At 61.0% G+C, this 18,726-nt stretch carries 15 protein-coding genes; all 15 read right to left on the bottom strand.

All coding sequences use genetic code 11. The features are described from left to right. Positions 1-2: 2 nt before the first annotated feature. Positions 3-731, bottom strand: a complete 729-nt coding sequence (gene hisA, locus M1617_02925) for a 1-(5-phosphoribosyl)-5-[(5-phosphoribosylamino)methylideneamino]imidazole-4-carboxamide isomerase (GenBank protein MCL5887240.1) — start codon at positions 729-731, stop codon at positions 3-5. Next, a complete protein-coding gene (hisH, locus tag M1617_02920; GenBank protein ID MCL5887239.1) occupies positions 728-1,351 on the bottom strand; it encodes an imidazole glycerol phosphate synthase subunit HisH in 624 nt (207 codons plus the stop codon). The genes hisA and hisH overlap by 4 nt, the downstream gene beginning before the upstream one ends. Further along, entirely contained in the window at positions 1,348-1,935 is a 588-nt protein-coding gene (gene hisB, locus M1617_02915; protein ID MCL5887238.1) for an imidazoleglycerol-phosphate dehydratase HisB, read from the bottom strand. Before hisB ends, hisH begins: the two co-directional genes overlap by 4 nt. A gap of 5 nt (positions 1,936-1,940) precedes the next feature. After that, positions 1,941-3,080 (bottom strand): histidinol-phosphate transaminase, encoded by a 1,140-nt coding sequence (hisC, locus tag M1617_02910; GenBank protein MCL5887237.1) that lies wholly within the window; start codon positions 3,078-3,080, stop codon positions 1,941-1,943. Continuing rightward, positions 3,077-4,423 (bottom strand): histidinol dehydrogenase, encoded by a 1,347-nt coding sequence (gene hisD / locus M1617_02905; GenBank protein ID MCL5887236.1) that lies wholly within the window; start codon positions 4,421-4,423, stop codon positions 3,077-3,079. Before hisD ends, hisC begins: the two co-directional genes overlap by 4 nt. A 49-nt stretch (positions 4,424-4,472) precedes the next feature. Continuing rightward, the gene (hisG, locus tag M1617_02900; GenBank protein ID MCL5887235.1) at positions 4,473-5,150 is read right to left on the bottom strand and encodes an ATP phosphoribosyltransferase; all 678 of its coding nucleotides are present in this window, start codon (positions 5,148-5,150) and stop codon (positions 4,473-4,475) included. Between the two features lie 2 nt (positions 5,151-5,152). Further along, complete coding sequence (hisZ, locus tag M1617_02895; GenBank protein ID MCL5887234.1) at positions 5,153-6,418, bottom strand: ATP phosphoribosyltransferase regulatory subunit; 1,266 nt, start codon at positions 6,416-6,418, stop codon at positions 5,153-5,155. 109 nt (positions 6,419-6,527) lie between these two features. Next, positions 6,528-9,983: a DNA polymerase III subunit alpha gene (gene dnaE, locus M1617_02890; GenBank protein ID MCL5887233.1), complete on the bottom strand. Its 3,456-nt coding sequence runs from the start codon at positions 9,981-9,983 to the stop codon at positions 6,528-6,530. Next, the gene (locus M1617_02885) at positions 9,961-10,266 is read right to left on the bottom strand and encodes a YerC/YecD family TrpR-related protein (GenBank protein ID MCL5887232.1); all 306 of its coding nucleotides are present in this window, start codon (positions 10,264-10,266) and stop codon (positions 9,961-9,963) included. Before M1617_02885 ends, dnaE begins: the two co-directional genes overlap by 23 nt. Positions 10,267-10,392: 126 nt before the next feature. Further along, positions 10,393-11,193, bottom strand: coding sequence for a fumarylacetoacetate hydrolase family protein (locus tag M1617_02880; protein ID MCL5887231.1), 801 nt, complete (start codon positions 11,191-11,193; stop codon positions 10,393-10,395). 25 nt (positions 11,194-11,218) lie between these two features. Further along, the gene (gene cimA / locus M1617_02875) at positions 11,219-12,805 is read right to left on the bottom strand and encodes a citramalate synthase (GenBank protein ID MCL5887230.1); all 1,587 of its coding nucleotides are present in this window, start codon (positions 12,803-12,805) and stop codon (positions 11,219-11,221) included. 31 nt (positions 12,806-12,836) lie between these two features. Continuing rightward, a complete protein-coding gene (locus M1617_02870; protein ID MCL5887229.1) occupies positions 12,837-13,751 on the bottom strand; it encodes a branched-chain amino acid transaminase in 915 nt (304 codons plus the stop codon). Between the two features lie 106 nt (positions 13,752-13,857). After that, entirely contained in the window at positions 13,858-14,220 is a 363-nt protein-coding gene (locus M1617_02865; protein ID MCL5887228.1) for a hypothetical protein, read from the bottom strand. A gap of 68 nt (positions 14,221-14,288) precedes the next feature. Then, positions 14,289-17,870 (bottom strand): ATP-binding protein, encoded by a 3,582-nt coding sequence (locus M1617_02860; protein MCL5887227.1) that lies wholly within the window; start codon positions 17,868-17,870, stop codon positions 14,289-14,291. A 16-nt stretch (positions 17,871-17,886) separates the two neighbouring features. Then, a partial coding sequence (locus M1617_02855) for a 3-isopropylmalate dehydrogenase (GenBank protein ID MCL5887226.1) occupies positions 17,887-18,726 on the bottom strand: 840 nt, incomplete at its 5' end.

Below are 18,726 nucleotides of genomic sequence, written 5' to 3'. Positions count from 1 at the left end.
CACTACTCCGCGGGATTTCTTGCGGCAGACATCGCTTGCCGAAGGGTGAATTCGTTCTCATAGAGAGCCGTTCCGACGATGACTCCTTCTACCTGGTCGCCGATGGTTGCAAGGTCCCGGATATCGGTCAGCGTCGCCACTCCACCGCTCGCAATGATCTGTAGGTCCGTCTGATCGACCAGAGCACGATAGGCGCCGTAATTCACGCCGGTCCGGGTGCCGTCCCGCCCGATGTCGGTGTAGACTACCCGCCTCAGGCCAAGCACGCTGAGCTCCTGGATGAGTTCGAGGACACCCCTCTCTGTGCCCTGCTTCCAGCCTTCGATCGCGACTTTACCGTCCTTCGCGTCGATTCCAGCGACGATGCCCTCGTGCTTGTGGCAGGCTGCCTCCACTAAATCCGGGTCCGACACTAGCGCAGTGCCGAGAACAACCCTGGTGACACCCAGATCGAACAGCCTATCGATGGTATCCATGGACCGGACGCCACCGCCGGTCTGAATAGGCACATCCACAGCAGCCACGATCGCTGCGATGATCTCAGCGTTCCTCGGCTCGCCCAACACGGCACCATCGAGGTCGACGACGTGAATCCACTCCGCACCTTGGTCGGCCCACTGCCTGGCCTGGTCGACGGGGTCGTCGTTATAGATTTTCACGGCATCCAGACGCCCCTGGTAGAGGCGCACGGCTTTGCCGTCGAGGATATCGATCGCTGGTAGGATTTTCACTGCATCTTCTCCTGTACGATCCGGCCGAAGTTCGCCAGCAGGCGCAATCCGGCATCCGAAGACTTTTCGGGGTGGAACTGAACCGCAAAGACGTTCGGGCTTGCCTGGATCGCCGATGCAAAAGTCAGTCCGTGCTCGGTTTTTCCGATGATACAGGAATCCTGCGCGGGATTCAGCCGATAACTGTGAACGAAGTAGAAAGCCGACCCCGCAGGGATGCCATCAAAGAGCGGGCTGGGTTGCGGGTAAGCCACGGTGTTCCACCCCATGTGCGGCACTTTTACCACATCAGGGAGTCGGACGCAGGTTCCGGGTATCACCCCTAGGCCCGGCCATTCGCCATCTTCGAAGCCTGTCTCGGCGAGCATCTGCATCCCCAGGCAGATCCCGAGCAACGGCGTGCCGGAAGCTATCGCAGCCACAAGGGCCTCCTTGATGCCGCTGGCATCAAGATGCGCCATCGCATCACGAAATGCGCCCACGCCGGGCAAGACGATGCCATCGGCGGCGGCTATGGCCGAAGGATCGCTCGTGATCGAAACGCCATTGACGCCGGCCGACTCGAATCCCTTCTGCACGCTTCTGAGGTTGCCCATGCCGTAATCGACAACAGCGATCACAGGGCACCCTTTGTCGAGGGCACGCTCTTGACGCGCGGATCAAGCTCGACGGCGACACGAAGTGCCTGGGCCAGAGCCTTGAACACCGCTTCGATGATGTGGTGGCTGTTCTCGCCTGCGAGCATCCGTATGTGTACGGTCATGCCTGCATTGCTGGCAAAGGCGATGAGAAACTCCTTGGCAAGCGTCGTATCGAAGGTGCCGATGAATTCGATTGGCAGGTCGACCTCGTAGTGGAGTCCGCCTCGGCCGGAGATGTCGATCGCGGCGAGCACCAGCGCTTCGTCCATGGGAACGGTGGCCGAGCCGAAGCGCTTGATTCCCGACTTGTCGCCGAGTGCCTTAGCTACTGCCTGCCCCAAGACGATGCCTACGTCCTCGACCGTGTGATGCGCGTCGACCTCAAGGTCACCAGTGGCCTCGAGGGCGAGGTCGATCAGCGAGTGCCTGCCGAAAGCATCGAGCATGTGGTCGAAGAAGGGGATCCCGGTCCTCGCCGACACAACACCGCTACCGTCTAGGTCGACTTCAAGCTGAATCGATGTCTCTGAAGTGCCCCGCGCAATCGCTGCTTTCCGAGTCATGTCAGTCACTTCCCCGCCTCCTCTTGCGTGGCTGGATGGTCGGCAGCAGCCCCGCTGGTCATCATCTGTGAAAGCCGCCGAGCAGACAGGGCGGCCCTCATCGCCGTCAGGAACGCCGTGTTCTCCTCCGGCGACCCAATCGTCACGCGCAGGCAGTCCTGCAATCCTTCGGCGCGCGTTAGGTCGCGCACCAACACCGAGTGACTGTGGAGCAGGTCGTGCCACAGCGCACCGGCATGCTCGACGCGGAAGAGCACGAAGTTCGCCTCGGAGGAAAAGACCTCCACGCCGTCGAGCTCAGCGAGGCCGAAGACGATCCGGTCCCGCTCGCGCATGAGTTCGCGGATCGCACTCTCGAAAACGACCCTCTCGCGAAAGACCTTGAGCGCGACCCACTGCGAGAAGGCGTTCACCGAGTACGGCTGACGCACCTTGCGGATCTCGTCGAGAACATCTTCGTGGCCGAGAAGGTAGCCCACCCGCATGCCCGCAATCGAGAACGCCTTGGAGAAGGTCCTCAAGATGACCAGGTTGCGATGCCTGTCCATGTGCGGCCTCATGGTGTGCCTGGAGAACTCGAAGTACGCCTCGTCGACGACAACCAGCGCATCGGAAGCATTGAGGATGTCGATCAGCAGGGTTTCGGGGCATAAGTTACCAGTCGGGTTGTTCGGATTGGCGATCATCACGACGTCGATGTCGCCTTGTGCGAGCCGCTCTAGGACAGCGTCGCCTTCGACCTTGAACTCCGCGTCCCGCGGGATGCTGACGAGCTCGGTTCCAGTGATCTTTGCGTCGATGGCGTACATCGAGAAAGTCGGCGGCAGGTCCAGCACCTTGCGGTTGGGGCCACCCCATGCCAACAGGATGTCTAGAATCAACTCATCGCCACCGTTCCCGACAAGCACGTTGGCAGCATCCAGCCCGTTCGCTTCGGCGATGAGCGTTCTGAGTTCCCGGGCCGTGGGATCCGGATAGCGGTTGAACTGGAACTTGTCTATCCGCTGGGCGATCCAGGCTGCAATCTCCTTGGGGATGTTGTCGGGGTGCTCGTTGTTGGAGAGCACGACTTCGGCCTTGATGGCCTTGGCATCGTAAGGGACAAGCCCTTCGAGTGCGTCCTTGGGGTCCCTGACTTTCTTCATCGAGGCTCGCTCCCGCCTGTGTCATCATCGCCTTGTACGGGATCATCGTCCTCACTGAGTACCATCCCCAGCCTCAGTGCGATGGCCGCCTCGTGCGCCCACAAGCCTTCTCTGTTCGCAAAGGTCATGGCGTCGGGGCCCTCTGACTCGAGCGCCTCGAACGAGTAAGACAGCACCGACGACTTCTTGACGAAATCATCGACCGAAAGCGGATTCGAGAAGCGCGCGGTGCCTCCAGTGGGTAGTACGTGGTTGGGCCCGGCGACGTAGTCGCCCACGGATTCGGGCGTCCAAGGCCCCAGGAAGATGGCGCCGGCGTTCTTGATGCCGCTGAGCAGGTGGAACGCGTCCACCGTCTGGATCTCTAGGTGCTCAGGCGCGATCAGGTTCACCGCGTCGAGAGCTGTCTGCGTGTCGGGGCACACGATGAACACGCCATTCTCCGAGAGGGACTGCGCGGTGATCTCCCCCCTTGGGGACTCGCCGAGAAGCACTCCCAGCGCCTCCTCGACCTCTGCGGGAAGGTCCGGGTCGGTGGTCACCAAGTAGGTGGCCGCACGGGGATCGTGCTCCGCCTGCGCCATGAGGTCGATCGCCACGAAGAGCGGGACCGCGGTCTCGTCGGCGAGTATCAGTACCTCCGAAGGACCGGCAAGCATGTCGATTCCGCAATCGCCCATCACGAGCTTCTTGGCGGCGGTCACATAAGCGTTGCCCGGGCCGACGATCTTGTCGACACGCGGGATCGATCGCGTTCCGAATGCCAGGGCGGCGATCGCCTGCGCCCCGCCCACCTTGTAAATCTCGTCGATGCCGACGATCGCGGCAGCGGCCAGCGTGTACGGGTTGATGTTCCCGCTTGAATCGGGCGGGGCCACCATGACGACCTCGTCCACGCCTGCGACCAGCGCAGGAATCGCGCCCATCAGCACGCTTGAGGGGTAGCACGCCCGTCCGCCGGGCACATAGATGCCTACGCGCGAGAGCGGCGTGACCTTCTGTCCCAGGAATATCCCGCCCTCGTGAGTCGTGAACCACGACTGCGTCACCTGGCGGGCATGGAAATCCTCGATCGCCGAGGCGGCAGCCGAGACCGCGTCGAGAAACTCATCGTCGACGGAGGTCATAGCGTCCGAGATCTCCTCGGCGGTTACCCGAAGGGTGGTGAGCTCGACGCTATCGAAGCGCTTGGTGTAGTCGAAAAGCGCCTCGTCATCGCGTCGACGGACCTCGTCGATGATCCTTGCCGCTACGGACAGTACCTCAGCGTCGATGCTGGAAGTGCGCGCAAGTTGGTCCTCGGTGAGCTTGGCTCCTGGTTCGAGATCTATTCGGCGGATCATCGTTGAATCGACCTTTCCTCGTGTCGCCCGGGAAATCCGGCGATCATCTTCATTGTACCTTCAGACCGCCCAAAGCCTGCACGAGTTCACCGACTTGTAATGAACGGGTCCGCAGACTGCCGGGATTGGCGATGAATCTCGCCGAAGCGAACATGACATCCTCGACGATCCGCAGATCGTTTTTGCGCAGGGTGGTCCCAGTCTGCGTGATGTCGACGATCTGGTCCGCCATGCCGATGAGTGGGGCGATCTCGATGTTGCCGTTTAGCTTGACGACCTCGACCTGCACGCCTTTTCGCGAGTAGTGGCGCTCGGTGATGCGCGGGTACTTGGTCGCCACACGGATGACGCCGAGGTGCTCGTACACTTGCTGCGGGTCTTCGCGCGGGACCAGCGGCTCGGCGACGACCATCTTGCACGCCCCAAACCCGAGGTCGAGTATCTCCACGACGTCAACCTGGAGTTCTGCGAGCACGTCCGCGCCTGCGATACCGACATCGGCGGCGCCAGTGGCAACGTAGATGGGGATGTCGCTTGGCTTGCTGATCACGAACTCGAAATCGTCGGTGACCACGATGAGTTGGCGGCCGGACTCCTCGAGTCCGCGCGTGTCGACACCGATGCGCGAGAGCACATCGACGGCCCCTGAGAACAGGGCGCCTTTCGGGATTGCGAACCGAAGTCGCGATCTGCTGGCGGCTTCGTGGGCTTCGATCGAGCGCTTCACGATCACGAGCGCACCTCCGACTCTCTTTCGGCTTGGCTAGGCGGCTCGCCGAAGGGCTCGGACAGCGTGCCGGTGACGCTCGCATCGCTGCCGAGGACCACGACGCCGTCTGCCGAGGCCCACAAAGCGAGCTTCGCTGCGAACTGCGGACCCTCTTCGGCGACGCTGGCCCGATCCCCGCAAGCGAGACGCACCCGCCACCCCGCGGCCCGAAGCTTGGCTGCCGCCACGAACGATTGCTGCGCCTCGCCGCCGAGAACAGCGTCCAGGGCTCGGGAGGGCTTCACGCCGCCCTGCTCGGAAAGTGCGATGTGCACCCTCTCGAGTCCGAGCGCAAAGCCAGCGGCCGGACAAGGGTCGCCGAACTCCGACATCACCGGGTCGTATCGGCCGCCTCCGCCGATTGCGACGCCGAGCTGCGGCGCGAAGACCTCGAGGACCATGCCTGCGTAGTAGTCGAACGACCTCATGGTGCCCAGGTCGATCGAGACGAACTCCTGGACGCCAGAGGCTTCGAGTAGATCCCACGTGGCGCCGAGAAGATCGAGGGCAGCCGCGACTCCAGCGAAGGATCCCGCTACCTGCGAACACTCGGCGATCACCTCGCGGCCACCGCGCAGGCGCGGAACGACCCTGAGTGCAGAAGCGACTGCAGAATCGAGTCCTTCGCGAGCGGCCAAAAGGTCGATGGCCACGAGATTGCGCTTCTGAGCTGCCTCGATGACAGCATCTTTCCACTGGGAGTCCATATCGGACGATGTGATGATCGACCGCAGGACCTCCACGGTGCCCACAGCGACCACGAACCCGCGAAGCCCCGTAGCTCGAAGGGACTCGACGAGCGTGCCGACCACTTCGGCATCGGCGACAGGGCCGCTCGCACCGATAAGCTCGAGTCCGACCTGGGTGAACTGCCGGGCCTGCCCGCGCAACGAGACTTGCTCGCGGAAGACCTCCGAGCTGTAGCTGAGCCGGTGTGGTCCGGGCGACTGGGAAAGCCGCGTCGCAGCAAGCCTCGCGATCGGGACCGACATCTCTGGGCGCAGTGCTAGCAAAGTTCCGTCGGTATCGACGAACGGGAACACGGTTCCCTGGAGCGACTTGCCTACGCCGACCTGGAGCGTCGTGTACTCTTCGACGATCGGGGTCTCAACGATCGAATACCCCCAGGCGGCCAGTGCCTCGATGATCGACCTCGATATCTGGTCACGCTCGCGAGCCTCACGTGTGAGGATGTCGCGAAAGCCTCTTGGTGTCGTGGGTCTCATTGCAGTTCAATCTCCTCTACGGCCACTTCATCGCACTATAGTGATAGAGTGCTGGAGTAGCATACCACATGCCGAAGGCGAGTCAACCCCTCGCAGGTGCGTCCCCAACCTACGTGCGGACGCACGCACCGCCGAACATCTCCATGAGCCCAGCGTGAAGACCGTTCTCGTAGCGATCCACCATGCCGCAGGCGAAGACCCGGACTGATCCGGAGCCACGCAGATGCAGTTCAAGGGTGTCACTCCCCGGATAGCGATCCACCAGCTCTTTGAGCTCATCGAATCTGCCGTTCGCAATGGCCGCGTGATCGGTCTCTACGACCACTTTGCCGGGCTTACGCACGCGCTCTGTGGGCTCGAGGGCAGTCACGTCCATCACGATAAGCTTGCGCCCACGGTCATCCTCTTCGATCTTGGCCTTGAGGCACACCTGCGCTTCCTCGGCGATTAGATCGCGGAACTTGTCGAACATCTGCGGGAAAAGCACCGCTTCCACGGAGCCGCCAAGGTCTTCCAAGGTCATGATGGCCATCATCTTGCCGGCCCTCGTCGGCTTACGGTCGACCGCCGAGAGGATCCCTGCGAATCTGGCGATGGTGCCTGCAGGCAGGTCCTCGACCTCAAGCAAGCTGTAATCTGCGGCCTCGCGGATTTTCCCCGCGATGGCTTTGAGCGGATGATCGGAGACGTAGATGCCTAGCATCTCCTTCTCGAACGTCAGCTTGATCTTCTTGTCCCACTCCTCGCCTGAGGGCTCGGGGATATCATCGATGCCGCCAACATCCTCTGCCGAGAAGAGATCGAACATCGAGACCTGACCGCTCTGGCGATCCTTGTGGCGCCTGGCCGCGAGCTCCACGCACTCATCGACCAGGCCTGATAGCTGCATGCGAGAGTATCCGGTGGAGTCGAAAGCACCCGCCTTGACCAGCGCTTCCAGGGTCTTCTTGTTGAACTTGCCCGCCTCGACGCGCTCACAGAAGTCATGCAGCGATGAGAACGGGCCGCCCTTCTCGCGCGCTTTCAGTATCTCTTCCACGACGGCTTCACCCACGCCACGGATGTCCGCCAGCCCGAATCTGATGCCCTCATCCACGGCCGTGAACCGCTTGTTCGACGAGTTCACATCCGGCGGCAGAATCTTGAGGCCAGCGCGATTGCACTCGGCGACGTACTTGACGATGTTCTCGGTCTTACCCTGATGGCTGCTGAGCACTGCCGCCATGTACTCGCTTGGGTAGTGCGCTTTGAGGTAAGCGGTCTGCAGCGTGATCAGCCCATAAGCTGCCGAGTGCGATTTGTTGAACGCATACTCGGCGAAGGGCTCGATGTCGTTCCACATGCTCTCAGCGAGCTTGGCGTCGTAGCCGTTGCCTTTGGCACCCTCGACCCAGTCGCCTTTGAGTGCCGCCAGAACATCTGTGAGCTTCTTGCCCATCGCCTTTCGCAGCTTGTCCGCTTTAGCCGCCGAGAAGCCACTCATCTCCATCGAGATGCGCATGACCTGTTCCTGGTAGACGACGGTGCCGTACGTCTCCTTCAGGATCGGGGCCAGTCGATCGTCGTAGTAGGTGACCTCCTTGCGACCGAGCTTGCGCTCGACGAAGTCGTCGACCATGCCCGACCCGAGTGGACCGGGGCGATAGAGCGCAAGGATGGCCACCACGTCCTCGAAGGTGGTCGGCTTCATCTTCTTCAGAAGCTGTCTCATGCCAGCCGATTCGACCTGGAAAACACCCATGGTGTCTCCTCGGCTAAGGAGGTCGAAGGTCTTCTTGTCGTCGATGGGAATCTGCTCGGGGTCGATACGCAAACCATGTCGTTCTTCGATGCCCCGGACAGCATGGGCGATCGCAGTTAGCGTCCTGAGTCCTAGGATATCCATCTTGAGCAGGCCGAGGTCGCCCACGGTCACGCCGTCCCACTGCGTGATGACCGCGCCACCCTTCGTGTCGTACTTCACTGGCACGTGGGTACGAACGGGATCCGGGCAGATGACCACTCCGGCCGCATGGACTCCTTCGCCTCGGACGATGCCCTCGAGCGCGCGGGCGGCGTCGACGATCTTCTTGGTGTCGATGTTGGTGTCGTAGTCGGCCTTGAACTCCGAGTTCTGAGCAAGCGACGAGTCGATAGTGCCTTTGAGGTCCTCGACGATCATCTTGGAAATGCGATCCGGCACCCCATACGGATAGCCGAGAACCCGTCCTGCATCACGAACAGCAGCGCGGGCCTTCATGGTGCCGAAGGTGATTATCTGTGCGACCTTGTCCTCACCATATTCATCGATCATGTACTGGATCACGTCGCCACGACGTTCGTCGTCAAAGTCGATGTCGATGTCGGGCATCTCGCTTCTCTCTGGATTGAGGAAGCGCTCGAACAGAAGGCCGTTGGCTATCGGATCCAGCGTGGTAATGCCTAGCGAGTATGCAATGATCGACCCGGCCGCTGATCCTCTTCCGGGGCCGACCCCGATTCCCTGCCCCTTCGCCCACTGCACGATGTCAGCCACGACGAGGAAGTACGGCGCAAAGCCGTGTTCGTTGATGACGGCGATCTCAGAGTCGAGTCTTGCCATGACGCTATCGGGCACTGGATCGCCGTACCTCACTTTGAGCCCCTTGACGCACTGCTCGTGCAGGTACCCCTCTTGCGTCATGCCTTCCGGAACCGGGAAGACCGGGAGGTGCAGACTGTCGAAGTCGATGTCGACCGAACACTTCTCGGCAATCTCAAGCGTGTTGGCGAGAGCCTGCGGGTACGCCGACATGACCTCGGCCATCTCGGCAGGTGACTTCATGTAGAACTCCGTGCTCGAGAACTTCATGCGCTTCTCGTCGCTCAGAGTGGTGCCGGTCCCGATGCAAAGTAGCAGGTCCTGGGTGGTGCTGTCCTCCTGCGAGATGTAGTGGATGTCGTTGGTCGCCACGAGCGGCAAGCCTAACTCCTCGCCGAGGGCTGCGATCTTCTCGCACAGTTGGCGCTGGGTCACCCCGTTGTCGGCGACGATCCCCTGATCCTGGATCTCGAGGTAGAAGTCGCCAGGCGCGAAGATCTGCGAGTACTTGATCGCCCACTCCCGGGCCTGTTCGACCATGCCCAGCTCGATTGACTTGCTCACGATTCCGCTCATGCAGGCGCTCGTCCCAATGAGACCTTCCGAATGCTGAGTCAACAACTCCATGTCGATCCGCGGCTTGTAGAAGAAACCCTCGACCGCGGCAGCGCTCAGTAGCGATTTGAGGTTCGCCAAGCCGATATCGTTCTTGGCGAGCAGCAACAGGTGATAAAGCTCCGGCTTACCCTCCCGTTGAGATATCGACCCCGGCGTGAAATAGACCTCGCAACCGATGATCGGCTTGACCCCCGCCTTCTTGGCCTGGCGGAAGAAGTCGACGGCCCCATAGATGTACCCGTGATCGGTCAATGCCAAAGCGGGCATCTTGTGCTCAGCGGCCTTGCTCACAAGATCCGTGATGCGAGCCGCACCGTCGAGCAGCGAATACATTGAGTGTGTGTGCAAGTGGACGAAGGACATGTCAGCGCTCGCCTGGCCCCTCATCGAGCCTTGCGATGATCGTGCGATAGCCATCGGCCCCGTAGTTCAGTGCCTTGCTGACTCGACTGATCGTGGTCGCCGAAGCACCCGTGGAGTGCCTAATCGCCGAGTAGTGCTCTCCTGCCGCCAACATCCGCGCCACTCGAAGCCGCTGTGCCATGTCCTGAACCTCGCGCACAGTGCACAGATCCTGCAGCAGCGCGTAGGCTTCATCCGGGTTCTGAATCGAGGCTAAAGCCCTCAGCAGTTCATCTACCTCAGGTGTTCGAAGGCGATCGACAGACACTCGGCGGTTCCTCCAGGGATTGGCGGTCGGGCACAACATATCGTAGATAGGATACCACCCGAAACGACATATTGCGTCCGCTCATAGCCGAAAGGCGGCCACGATTCGACAGACGGCGCATGCCCTTCAGACGACAGTGTTCGTAAGCGAGCCAATGCCCTCGATGCGCACCTCGACCTTGTCTCCAGGGCGGACTGCGCCTATCCCCGCCGGAGTGCCCGTGAGCACCACATCGCCGGGCAGAAGCGTCATGACCCCGCTGATGAACGACACCAGATCGTACACGCCGAAGATCATCTCGCTGGTGCGTGCAGCCTGCCTCACCTCGCCGTTGATGATCGCCTCGACGAGGAGGTCGTCGGGCTCGACGTCGGTCTCGACCCAAGGCCCCAAAGGGCAGAAGCCGTCGAAGCTCTTGGCGCGGGTCCACTGGCCGTCGCGGCGTTGGATTTCGCGAGCGGTCACGTCGTTAGCGCAGGTGTAGCCAAGGATGCTCTGTCTGGCTTCGGCAGGCGAGGCATTATGCGTGTGCCTACCGATGACCACTGCCAGTTCGGCCTCGTAATCGACCTGACCGATGCCCGGCGGGATGACGATCTCGCCTTCAGGTTTGTTGATGGTGGTCGGGGGCTTGAGGAAGATCACCGGCTCTTGCGGAATCGGCTGGCCCAACTCAGCTGCATGTCCTCGATAGTTCAGGCCCACACAGACGATCTTTGTTGGAACGACAGGGGTGAGGAGTGATGCCTCGTGCAGTGATAGGGTGCGCTCCGTCTCCCACGCCGCAAAAGGCTCGTCGGAGATCAGAGTGACGGTCTGAGCGTCCGCTAGTCCATAGCGGCAATCACAGTCGCTAAGGACTCTGACGACGCGCATCTTGCGCCTCCGGATCTCATCTATGCCGTACCCCTGGTCTATAGATTCCATACGGAAGCCGCGAATCCTTTATCGTCTATGCAGTCTTCGGGCCGTGATCACACTGCGCCAGCGGATGGGCCAGCCCGTGCTCCACTCCATCGACGAGCGCATCCCACGATGCCTCGATGATATTCTCGCTAACGCCCACCGTCCCCCAAGACTTCTCGCCATCGCTCGTCTCAATGAGAACTCGGGTGACTGCCGCAGTCCCCTTCTTCTCCTCCAGGACCCGCACTTTGTAGTCGACGAGCTCGAAGTCCTCCAGGTGCGGATAGAATCTGCCCATCGCGATTCGGAGCGCCTTGTCCAAAGCGTTGACCGGACCGTTGCCTTCGGCGGTTGCGATATACCGGTGGCCGCCGACGTGGATCTTGATGGTCGCTTCGGTCGCCACTTTGCCGTCCTCGCGCTTCTCCATGATGCAGCGGAACGACTCGAGGCGGAAAAGCGGCTCGTAGGTACCCAGCTTCTTGCGCAACATCAGTTCGAGCGATCCGTCCGCGGTCTCGAAGCTGTAACCCTCGTGCTCGAGCTGCTTGATGCTGTCGAGGACTTCGGCGACCGTCTCGGCATCACCGGTAAGGTCGATGCCCATCTCCTTCGCCTTCATCGTCAAGGACGCTCGGCCGGCGAGTTCGCTCACGACCACTCGTGCGAGATTGCCCACCGACGCAGGGTCGATGTGCTCGTAAGCCTCGGGCAGCTTCGCCGCGGCGCTAGCGTGCACGCCGCCTTTGTGCGCGAACGCCGAGATGCCCACATAGGGCTGATGCGGGTAAGGCGAGAGGTTGGCTGTCTCGGCGATGAAGTGGCTGACCTCTGTGAGCAGCTTGAGCTGCTCTTTGGTGATGCACTCCTTGCCCATCTTGAGCACGAGCGACGGGATGATCGTCAGCAGGTCGGCGTTGCCAGCGCGCTCGCCATAACCGTTCGCGGTTCCCTGAACCTGGACGCAGCCAGCCTCGACCGCAAGCAGCGAGTTGGCCACGGCGCAACCGGTATCGTTGTGAGCGTGGATCCCCAACGGCGCATCGATGACTAGCGACATCGCAGTCACTGCCGAGAGCACCTGATGTGGCATCATGCCGCCGTTCGTGTCACAGAGCACGATCGCATCCGCACCGGCCGAAGCAGCCGCCTGACACACCTCGATCGCATATGACGCATCGTTGGCGTAGCCGTCGAAGAAGTGCTCAGCATCGAAGAAGACCTGCTTGCCGGCCGCCTTGAGGAAAGCGACGCTATCGTGGACCATGCGCACGTTCTCAGCCAGAGTCGCACCGAGCGCCTCGGTCACGTGGAGATCCCACGCCTTACCGAAGATGCACAGCGTGTCACACCCGGTCTCCAGCAACGCCAGAAGTCCCGGATCGGTCTCCGCCGAGGCACCCTTTCGGCAGGTAGCGCCAAAGGCGGTGATCTGAGCGTTCTCGAACGCAACGTCGCGGACGCGCTTGAAGAACTCGGCGTCCTTTGGGTTGGAACCCGGGAATCCGCCCTCGATGTAGTGTATGCCGAGGACGTCGAGGCGTTGGGCGATGCGGATCTTGTCTCCAACCGAAAGCGTGAGGCCCTCTCGCTGGGTCCCGTCGCGCAGTGTGGTGTCGTAAAGAGTGATCATCCGAGTCGCCTACCCTGCGGGTCGTGTCCGGTTATACATGCTCGATCCAGTGTGCGAAAGCCGGTTCCTTGCCCTCCACGACTCGGAAGAAGTACTTCTGCAGCTCCACCGTGATCGGTCCAGGCTCCCCTATCACTCGGCCGTCGACCGAGTTGACGGGGACGACCTCAGCTGCTGAGCCGGTCATGAACATCTCGTCGGCTGTGTAGAGGTCGGTGCGCACGAGCGAGGTCTCCCTGACCTCGATGCCCAGTGCGCAGGCAAGATTCATGATGCTGTCGCGCGTGATGCCTTCAAGGATGCCGTCCGAGACAGGCGGTGTGTGGATCACACCCTTCTTGATGATGAAGAGGTTCTCGCCGGTCCCTTCGCAAACCTTACCTTCCTCGTTCAGAAGCACCGCTTCGGCGTAGCCATGTCGGTTCGCTTCGATCCTGGCGAGCGAGGAGTTGATGTACTGACCGGTGGCCTTGATCGCCGGTGGGGTCGAGTTGATCCCGCGCTGTCTCCAGCTCGAGACGCCGACGGCCACGCCGTGCTTGATGGCTTCCTCGCCCAGATAGGTCGCCCACGGCCATGCCGCGATGGCTATGCCGACCGGTGCCGGGAGCGGATCAAGGCCCATGACACCGTAGCCGCGGAAGACGAGTGGACGCACGTAGCAGGACTGAAGGCGGTTGACTCGGATGAGGTCTTTGACCGCGGCGACCGTCTCGTCGACGCTGTAGCCTATATCCATCAGGAGCATCGCAGCGCTACGCTCCAGGCGCTCCATGTGCTCTGTCAGGCGGAAGACAGCGGGGCCGTCGTCGGTCTTGTAGCAGCGGATGCCTTCAAAAACCCCGGAGCCGTAGTGGAGAGCGTGTGTGAGCACGTGGACCTGCGCCTTGTCCCAGTCGACGAGTTCGCCGTCCATCCATATCTTCTCGGCCTTGGATAGAGCCATCTGTGCACCCCTTCACTTCCGCTTCGCCCGTTGTAGCCTCACAGTTTACTCCAAAGCGGCGGTGCCATGACAGGGGCGGTGTGATCCGGGTGTCTGGGACTGAAAGCTACGTGGTCTGTGGCTGCGTGGATTTCTCTGGAAAGAGCGAGATCAGTGAGGACAGAAAGACTTGCACTGCGAAGAACAAGAGTCCGACCTCGGCACTGAGACCGATCGCAGGTGCTTCGACGTTGAGGATCGATGCCAAGACAGCAGTTGAAGCGCCCGAGACGATCAACCGGCGACGCGCCGTCCACTCTCGGGGGACCAATAGCCCTGGCGCTAGAGGCAACAGGTATCCGGTGACGATGACTACAGCCCGGATCGCCTCAGCGGTCTGGGGCAGCGCTGGAATCACGACGAGGATCGCAACGAGGAAGAAAGCTGCTTGGAGCGCAATCACTCCGAGCAGTCGAACAGCATATCTCATCCAGGCGCTTCTCCCCACGGGTGCACTCCCTCCAAGATCGGCGCATTCGCTTGGAGCTCGGTTGCCCGTCACCGATCCGCCCCATCGACCACCAGCTTATCATCGACCAAGCGAACTGCCAGTGCCTGCGGTTTGATGGGCTCCGATGCATCGCTCGACATCAACAGTAGCCCAGCAGGAACGTCGTCTTGCTGCTCGTAGAAAACCTGCGCCACATGGTAGATGGCCGCCGACCCAAGATGGTCCACCACCGTCACATCGAAACTACCTGCGAATCCCTGCTCCCCAGGCTCCGCAGAAAGCCAACAAGCCAAAAAGCCTGCAAGATTGAAGGTGTCCGCCGATGCGGGATAGTCATCCGGCCAAGCACCCCAAACGACTTCCCGATCGGTGAAGGCGAGGGACTCACCTCTGATCCAGCCGTCTTGAACCGAAAATCGCGCCGTGGCCCAGTACCCACCATAATCGACCGATGCTCCCTCGGAGGGCCACATCACAGCCTCGATGGAGTGCTGCTCTCCCCTGCTTGTGACCTGGGCCTGTGCCTCGAAGATCAGGGGGATGACATGATAGACGGTCACATCACCAACGACCTGCGGGACTTTGAGTCCCACGAGGATGTGCTCGCCCCCGGCGCCATCCCAGGAGCCGCCCCCTTGCAAGATGCCGGTGGCTTCGAACGATCCATCCTCGTTGATTGCAAGCCAGTCGGTAGATGAGGAAGCCCCTTCGATCACCGCGTCGCGAAGAGCGCCCCGGGCTTCGAGGGCTTGCTGCTCAGTGAAGGTTGAGGTTGGGAGCTCGGTCAGGAGGCGCTCAGCGCCCTCTTCAGGGGTCTCCAAGACCGACGTTTGTGCATCGGTGGGCGCTTCGGGAGTCGTACACCCCATAATGCCGAGTGCTGTGATCGCAAGGATTGAAGTCAGAATGGATGTGCGTATCGCGTTGTTCAATCGGTAACCGTCGCCTCTCAGCATCGGTGCCCCTTTCATCCATGTGGAGTCGAAGTCCCCCGCGGGTCTTTCCGGTAACCGAAGAGTGAAAGTTGAACCCTCGCCAGGAGTGCTCTCGACAGTCAATGTGCCGCCAAGCAAGGTCGTCAGGGTGCGGGATATCGGAAGTCCTAGGCCAGTGCCTTCCACCGCACATGGGGGATTTTGTCGAGCCTTCACGAAATCCTCGAAGATGCGTTCATAATCTGTGGCCGAAATCCCGCAGCCGGTGTCGATGACCGAGAAGGCGACCTCGCCGTCGGCGGGGCGCCACGCACGGATTGTGATCGAGCCCTCGTCTGTGAACTTGATGGCGTTGCCGAGCAGGTTCAGCAGTATCTGCCTGACACGGATGCGATCAGAATCCAGCAGAAGGGCTGGCTCGGATACCTCGTGCGAAAGCAAAAGCGACTTGCTCGCCGCCTGAGGCGCTACTGATTCCACGACTTCCCTCACTAGCTCCTCCACCGAGAAAACCGTGCGTGTCAGCTGGACGCTACCCGCCTCGATGCGCGACAGATCGAGGATGTCGTTGATGAGCTCAAGTAGATGCTTGCCGGATAGGTTGATCATCTCAAGCTGCTTTTCTTGCTCCCCAGTCGTCGGCCCTGCTGCTCCTTGCAGTAACAGGGACGAAAATCCAATCACCGAGTTCAACGGCGTCCGAAGCTCATGGCTCATCGAGCGCAGGAACACGGTCTTCGCTTCGTTGGCAGAAGTGAGCTGCTCGTTGACCTCCCTGAGATCCTCGAAAAGGGTCTGCAGTTCCTGCAGGGCCGCTGAGAGCTCCTCGGTGCGCTCATCCACCAGCTGCTCGAGGTTCTCGTTGAGCTGCGCAAGTTCGAGTTTTGTCAGCTTCTCTGAGGTGATGTCCTCATAAGTGCCAATCACCCCGATGATGCTCCCGTGTTCGTTCCGCATTGGAACCTTGTTGGTGCGCAGCCAAATACTCTCGCCTGTTGCCGACAGCCCGGGCTCCTCAACTCCCAGCGGCATCGCCCCGTTGTCGATAACATTGCGATCGTCGGCTCGGAACGATTCGGCTTTTTCCGCCCAACTTAGGTCATAGTCGCTCTTGCCCGCAATTTCATCTGGCGAGGCATACCCGGCATCGACTGCAAACGGTTTATTGCATCCAAGGTATCGCGACTCAAGGTCCTTCCAGAAGACTCTGACGGGAATGGTGTCGAGAATATCTTGCAGAAGCTGACGAGCCGCCGCCGCTTCGATCTGCGCCTCTTTGAGTGAGGTGATGTCCGTGTCAACGCCGAGCATGCGCAACGGAGTGCCCTGCTCATCGCGGTGAGTGACACTCCCGATGCACAGGGTCCACAGCCATGCCCCGTCGGCATTCATCGTTCGATATATAGCCCTGTATTCGGGAGCTGCGCCCTCGATGTAATCCCTCAACTCGGCCTCAACACGGGTCCTGTCGTCGGGATGGAGTCGCCCTGCCCACGCGGAGTACGATTCAACGAAAGTGTCTGGGTCGAATCCATACATCGTGGCGAAAGAGCGGTTGATCTCAATCCGACCCGTTGGGATGTCGTAGTCCCAAAATCCCTGGCTCGCCGCCTCTGATGCCAAAGAAAGCCACTGTTGGCTCAGGGTCAGAGCTTGCTGAGTCGCCAGTCGCTCGCGTTCCGACTCGAAAAGGGCAGCCCTCTGAGAGAGGTCGATCCGCTGCTTGATCATCCCCGCAGTGCCGACGGCTGAGGGCATCAGAATCAAGGTGCCGATCCATATCGTCCACGCTTCGAGCCGCCACCCCGCGAATACCTCTTCCTCGTCGATCTTGGTAACGACACTCCAAGGAGTGCTTGGAACTTGATCTAACCTAGCAAGTACACGCACGCCTCTGTAGTCTTCTCCGTGCATCGTCCCGATCTCTCCAAGCACCGCGTTGACGGCGGGGACGCCGGTGCGAGTCAGCGGAACCCTGAAGGACAGATCGGAATTATCGACATGTCGTAGATTGTTGAGGAAGTGGACGTATTCGCCGTCACGTCTGAGCAGCACGGTCTCGGCAGTTTCACTGCCGAGCGGATCCACGGCGATCAGCGGAAAGAGAGTAGCCTCGGCGTTCATGCAAAGGAACACAACACCTGTGACTTGCCGCTCTACGGCGGTGGAATCGAAGAGCGGTGCCACTAGATGCACCTTTGCATGTTCTCCCTCGGCTGCGACATAGGGATCGGTGATCTGCGGCTGCCCCGTCTGCATCGCTTTCTCAATGGCGCGAAGCAGCGGGTCAGTCATGTGCGGACTCACCGCGCCTGAAGTCATTCTAATCAAACCGGAACCATCGGCTATGGTCGCTCCCGTGTAGTAGCTGGGAGCGTACGAAGTCGAAAGCCACTGGGCAACAAGCGCCTCGTCGAGGCTGTCGGGCTCTTCAATCCACACCGCAACCCTTGTCGCGCCGATAGAGGCCGTCACATGACCGGCGTCCCGAAAACGCTCTTCACGCCACTGCACGATCTGGTCGACTTTGACGGCAGAAACTGTCGTGAGGGAGTGTTTGGCGCTCTCATCGAAGAAATCGCGCTGGGTGAGGAAGAGCAAGTAGCCACCGACACCGATCAGCACCAAGGCCGAAACCGTGCTGACGATGAGCCAGGCTGGTGGCGATGACTTCGATTGTTGAGCAGCATGCATGTCGGGGAGCCTATCCTCAGTTTATGCGGCTGGCGACCATGTCTCCCATCGCCGAAGTGCCGACCCGCTTGTCGGGGGAGGTGGTCTCATCCGCGATATCAGCGGTCCGCCAGCCATCGGCGAGTACATGCTCGATCGCCGAGGAGAGGCGATCCGCGGCATCGTTCATGCCGAAACTGTGTCTGAGCATCAGCTCGACGGAGAGCAACATCGCGAGCGGATTGGCGACACCTTGGCCTGCGATGTCCGGCGCACTGCCGTGGCTGGGCTCGTAGAGCGCGGAGCCGTCACCCAGAGATGCGCTGGCAAGCATGCCGAGTGAACCTGTGAGCATCGAAGCTTCGTCGGAGAGTATGTCGCCGAACATGTTCTCGGTGACGATGACATCGAACTGGGCCGGCCACCTGATGAGCTGCATCGCGGTGTTGTCCACGAGCTGGTCGACAAGCTCGATGTCTGAGAACTCCTCGGCGTGTAAGCGGTGGACGATCTCGCGCCACATCCGGCTGGTCTCGAGCACGTTGGCCTTGTCGACCGAGTGAACGCGCCCGGACCGCGTCCGCGCGGCCTCGAACGCGGTGCGCGCGATGCGCTCGACCTCGAACTCGCGATAGTCCATCGTGTCGAACGCGCGTTGGCCCGGCCCGCCGCCCGTACCCGCGCCGGCCACGTTGTAGAGGCGCTGCCTCTCGCCGAAGTAAAGTCCGCCAGTCAGCTCGCGCACGATGAGCATGTCGACGCCGTCGAGCACCTCAGGCTTGAGTGCGGACGCACCCACGAGCGCTGGGAAGAGCTTGACTGGCCGCAGGTTCGCATAGAGCCCCAGCGCCTTGCGTATGCCGAGAAGCCCCTGCTC

This window comes from Actinomycetota bacterium (assembly GCA_023488435.1).
Classification (GTDB): domain Bacteria; phylum Actinomycetota; class Coriobacteriia; order Anaerosomatales; family UBA912; genus UBA912.
Note: the sequence above shows the minus strand (reverse complement) of the source record. Positions and strands in the feature narration are given on the sequence as shown.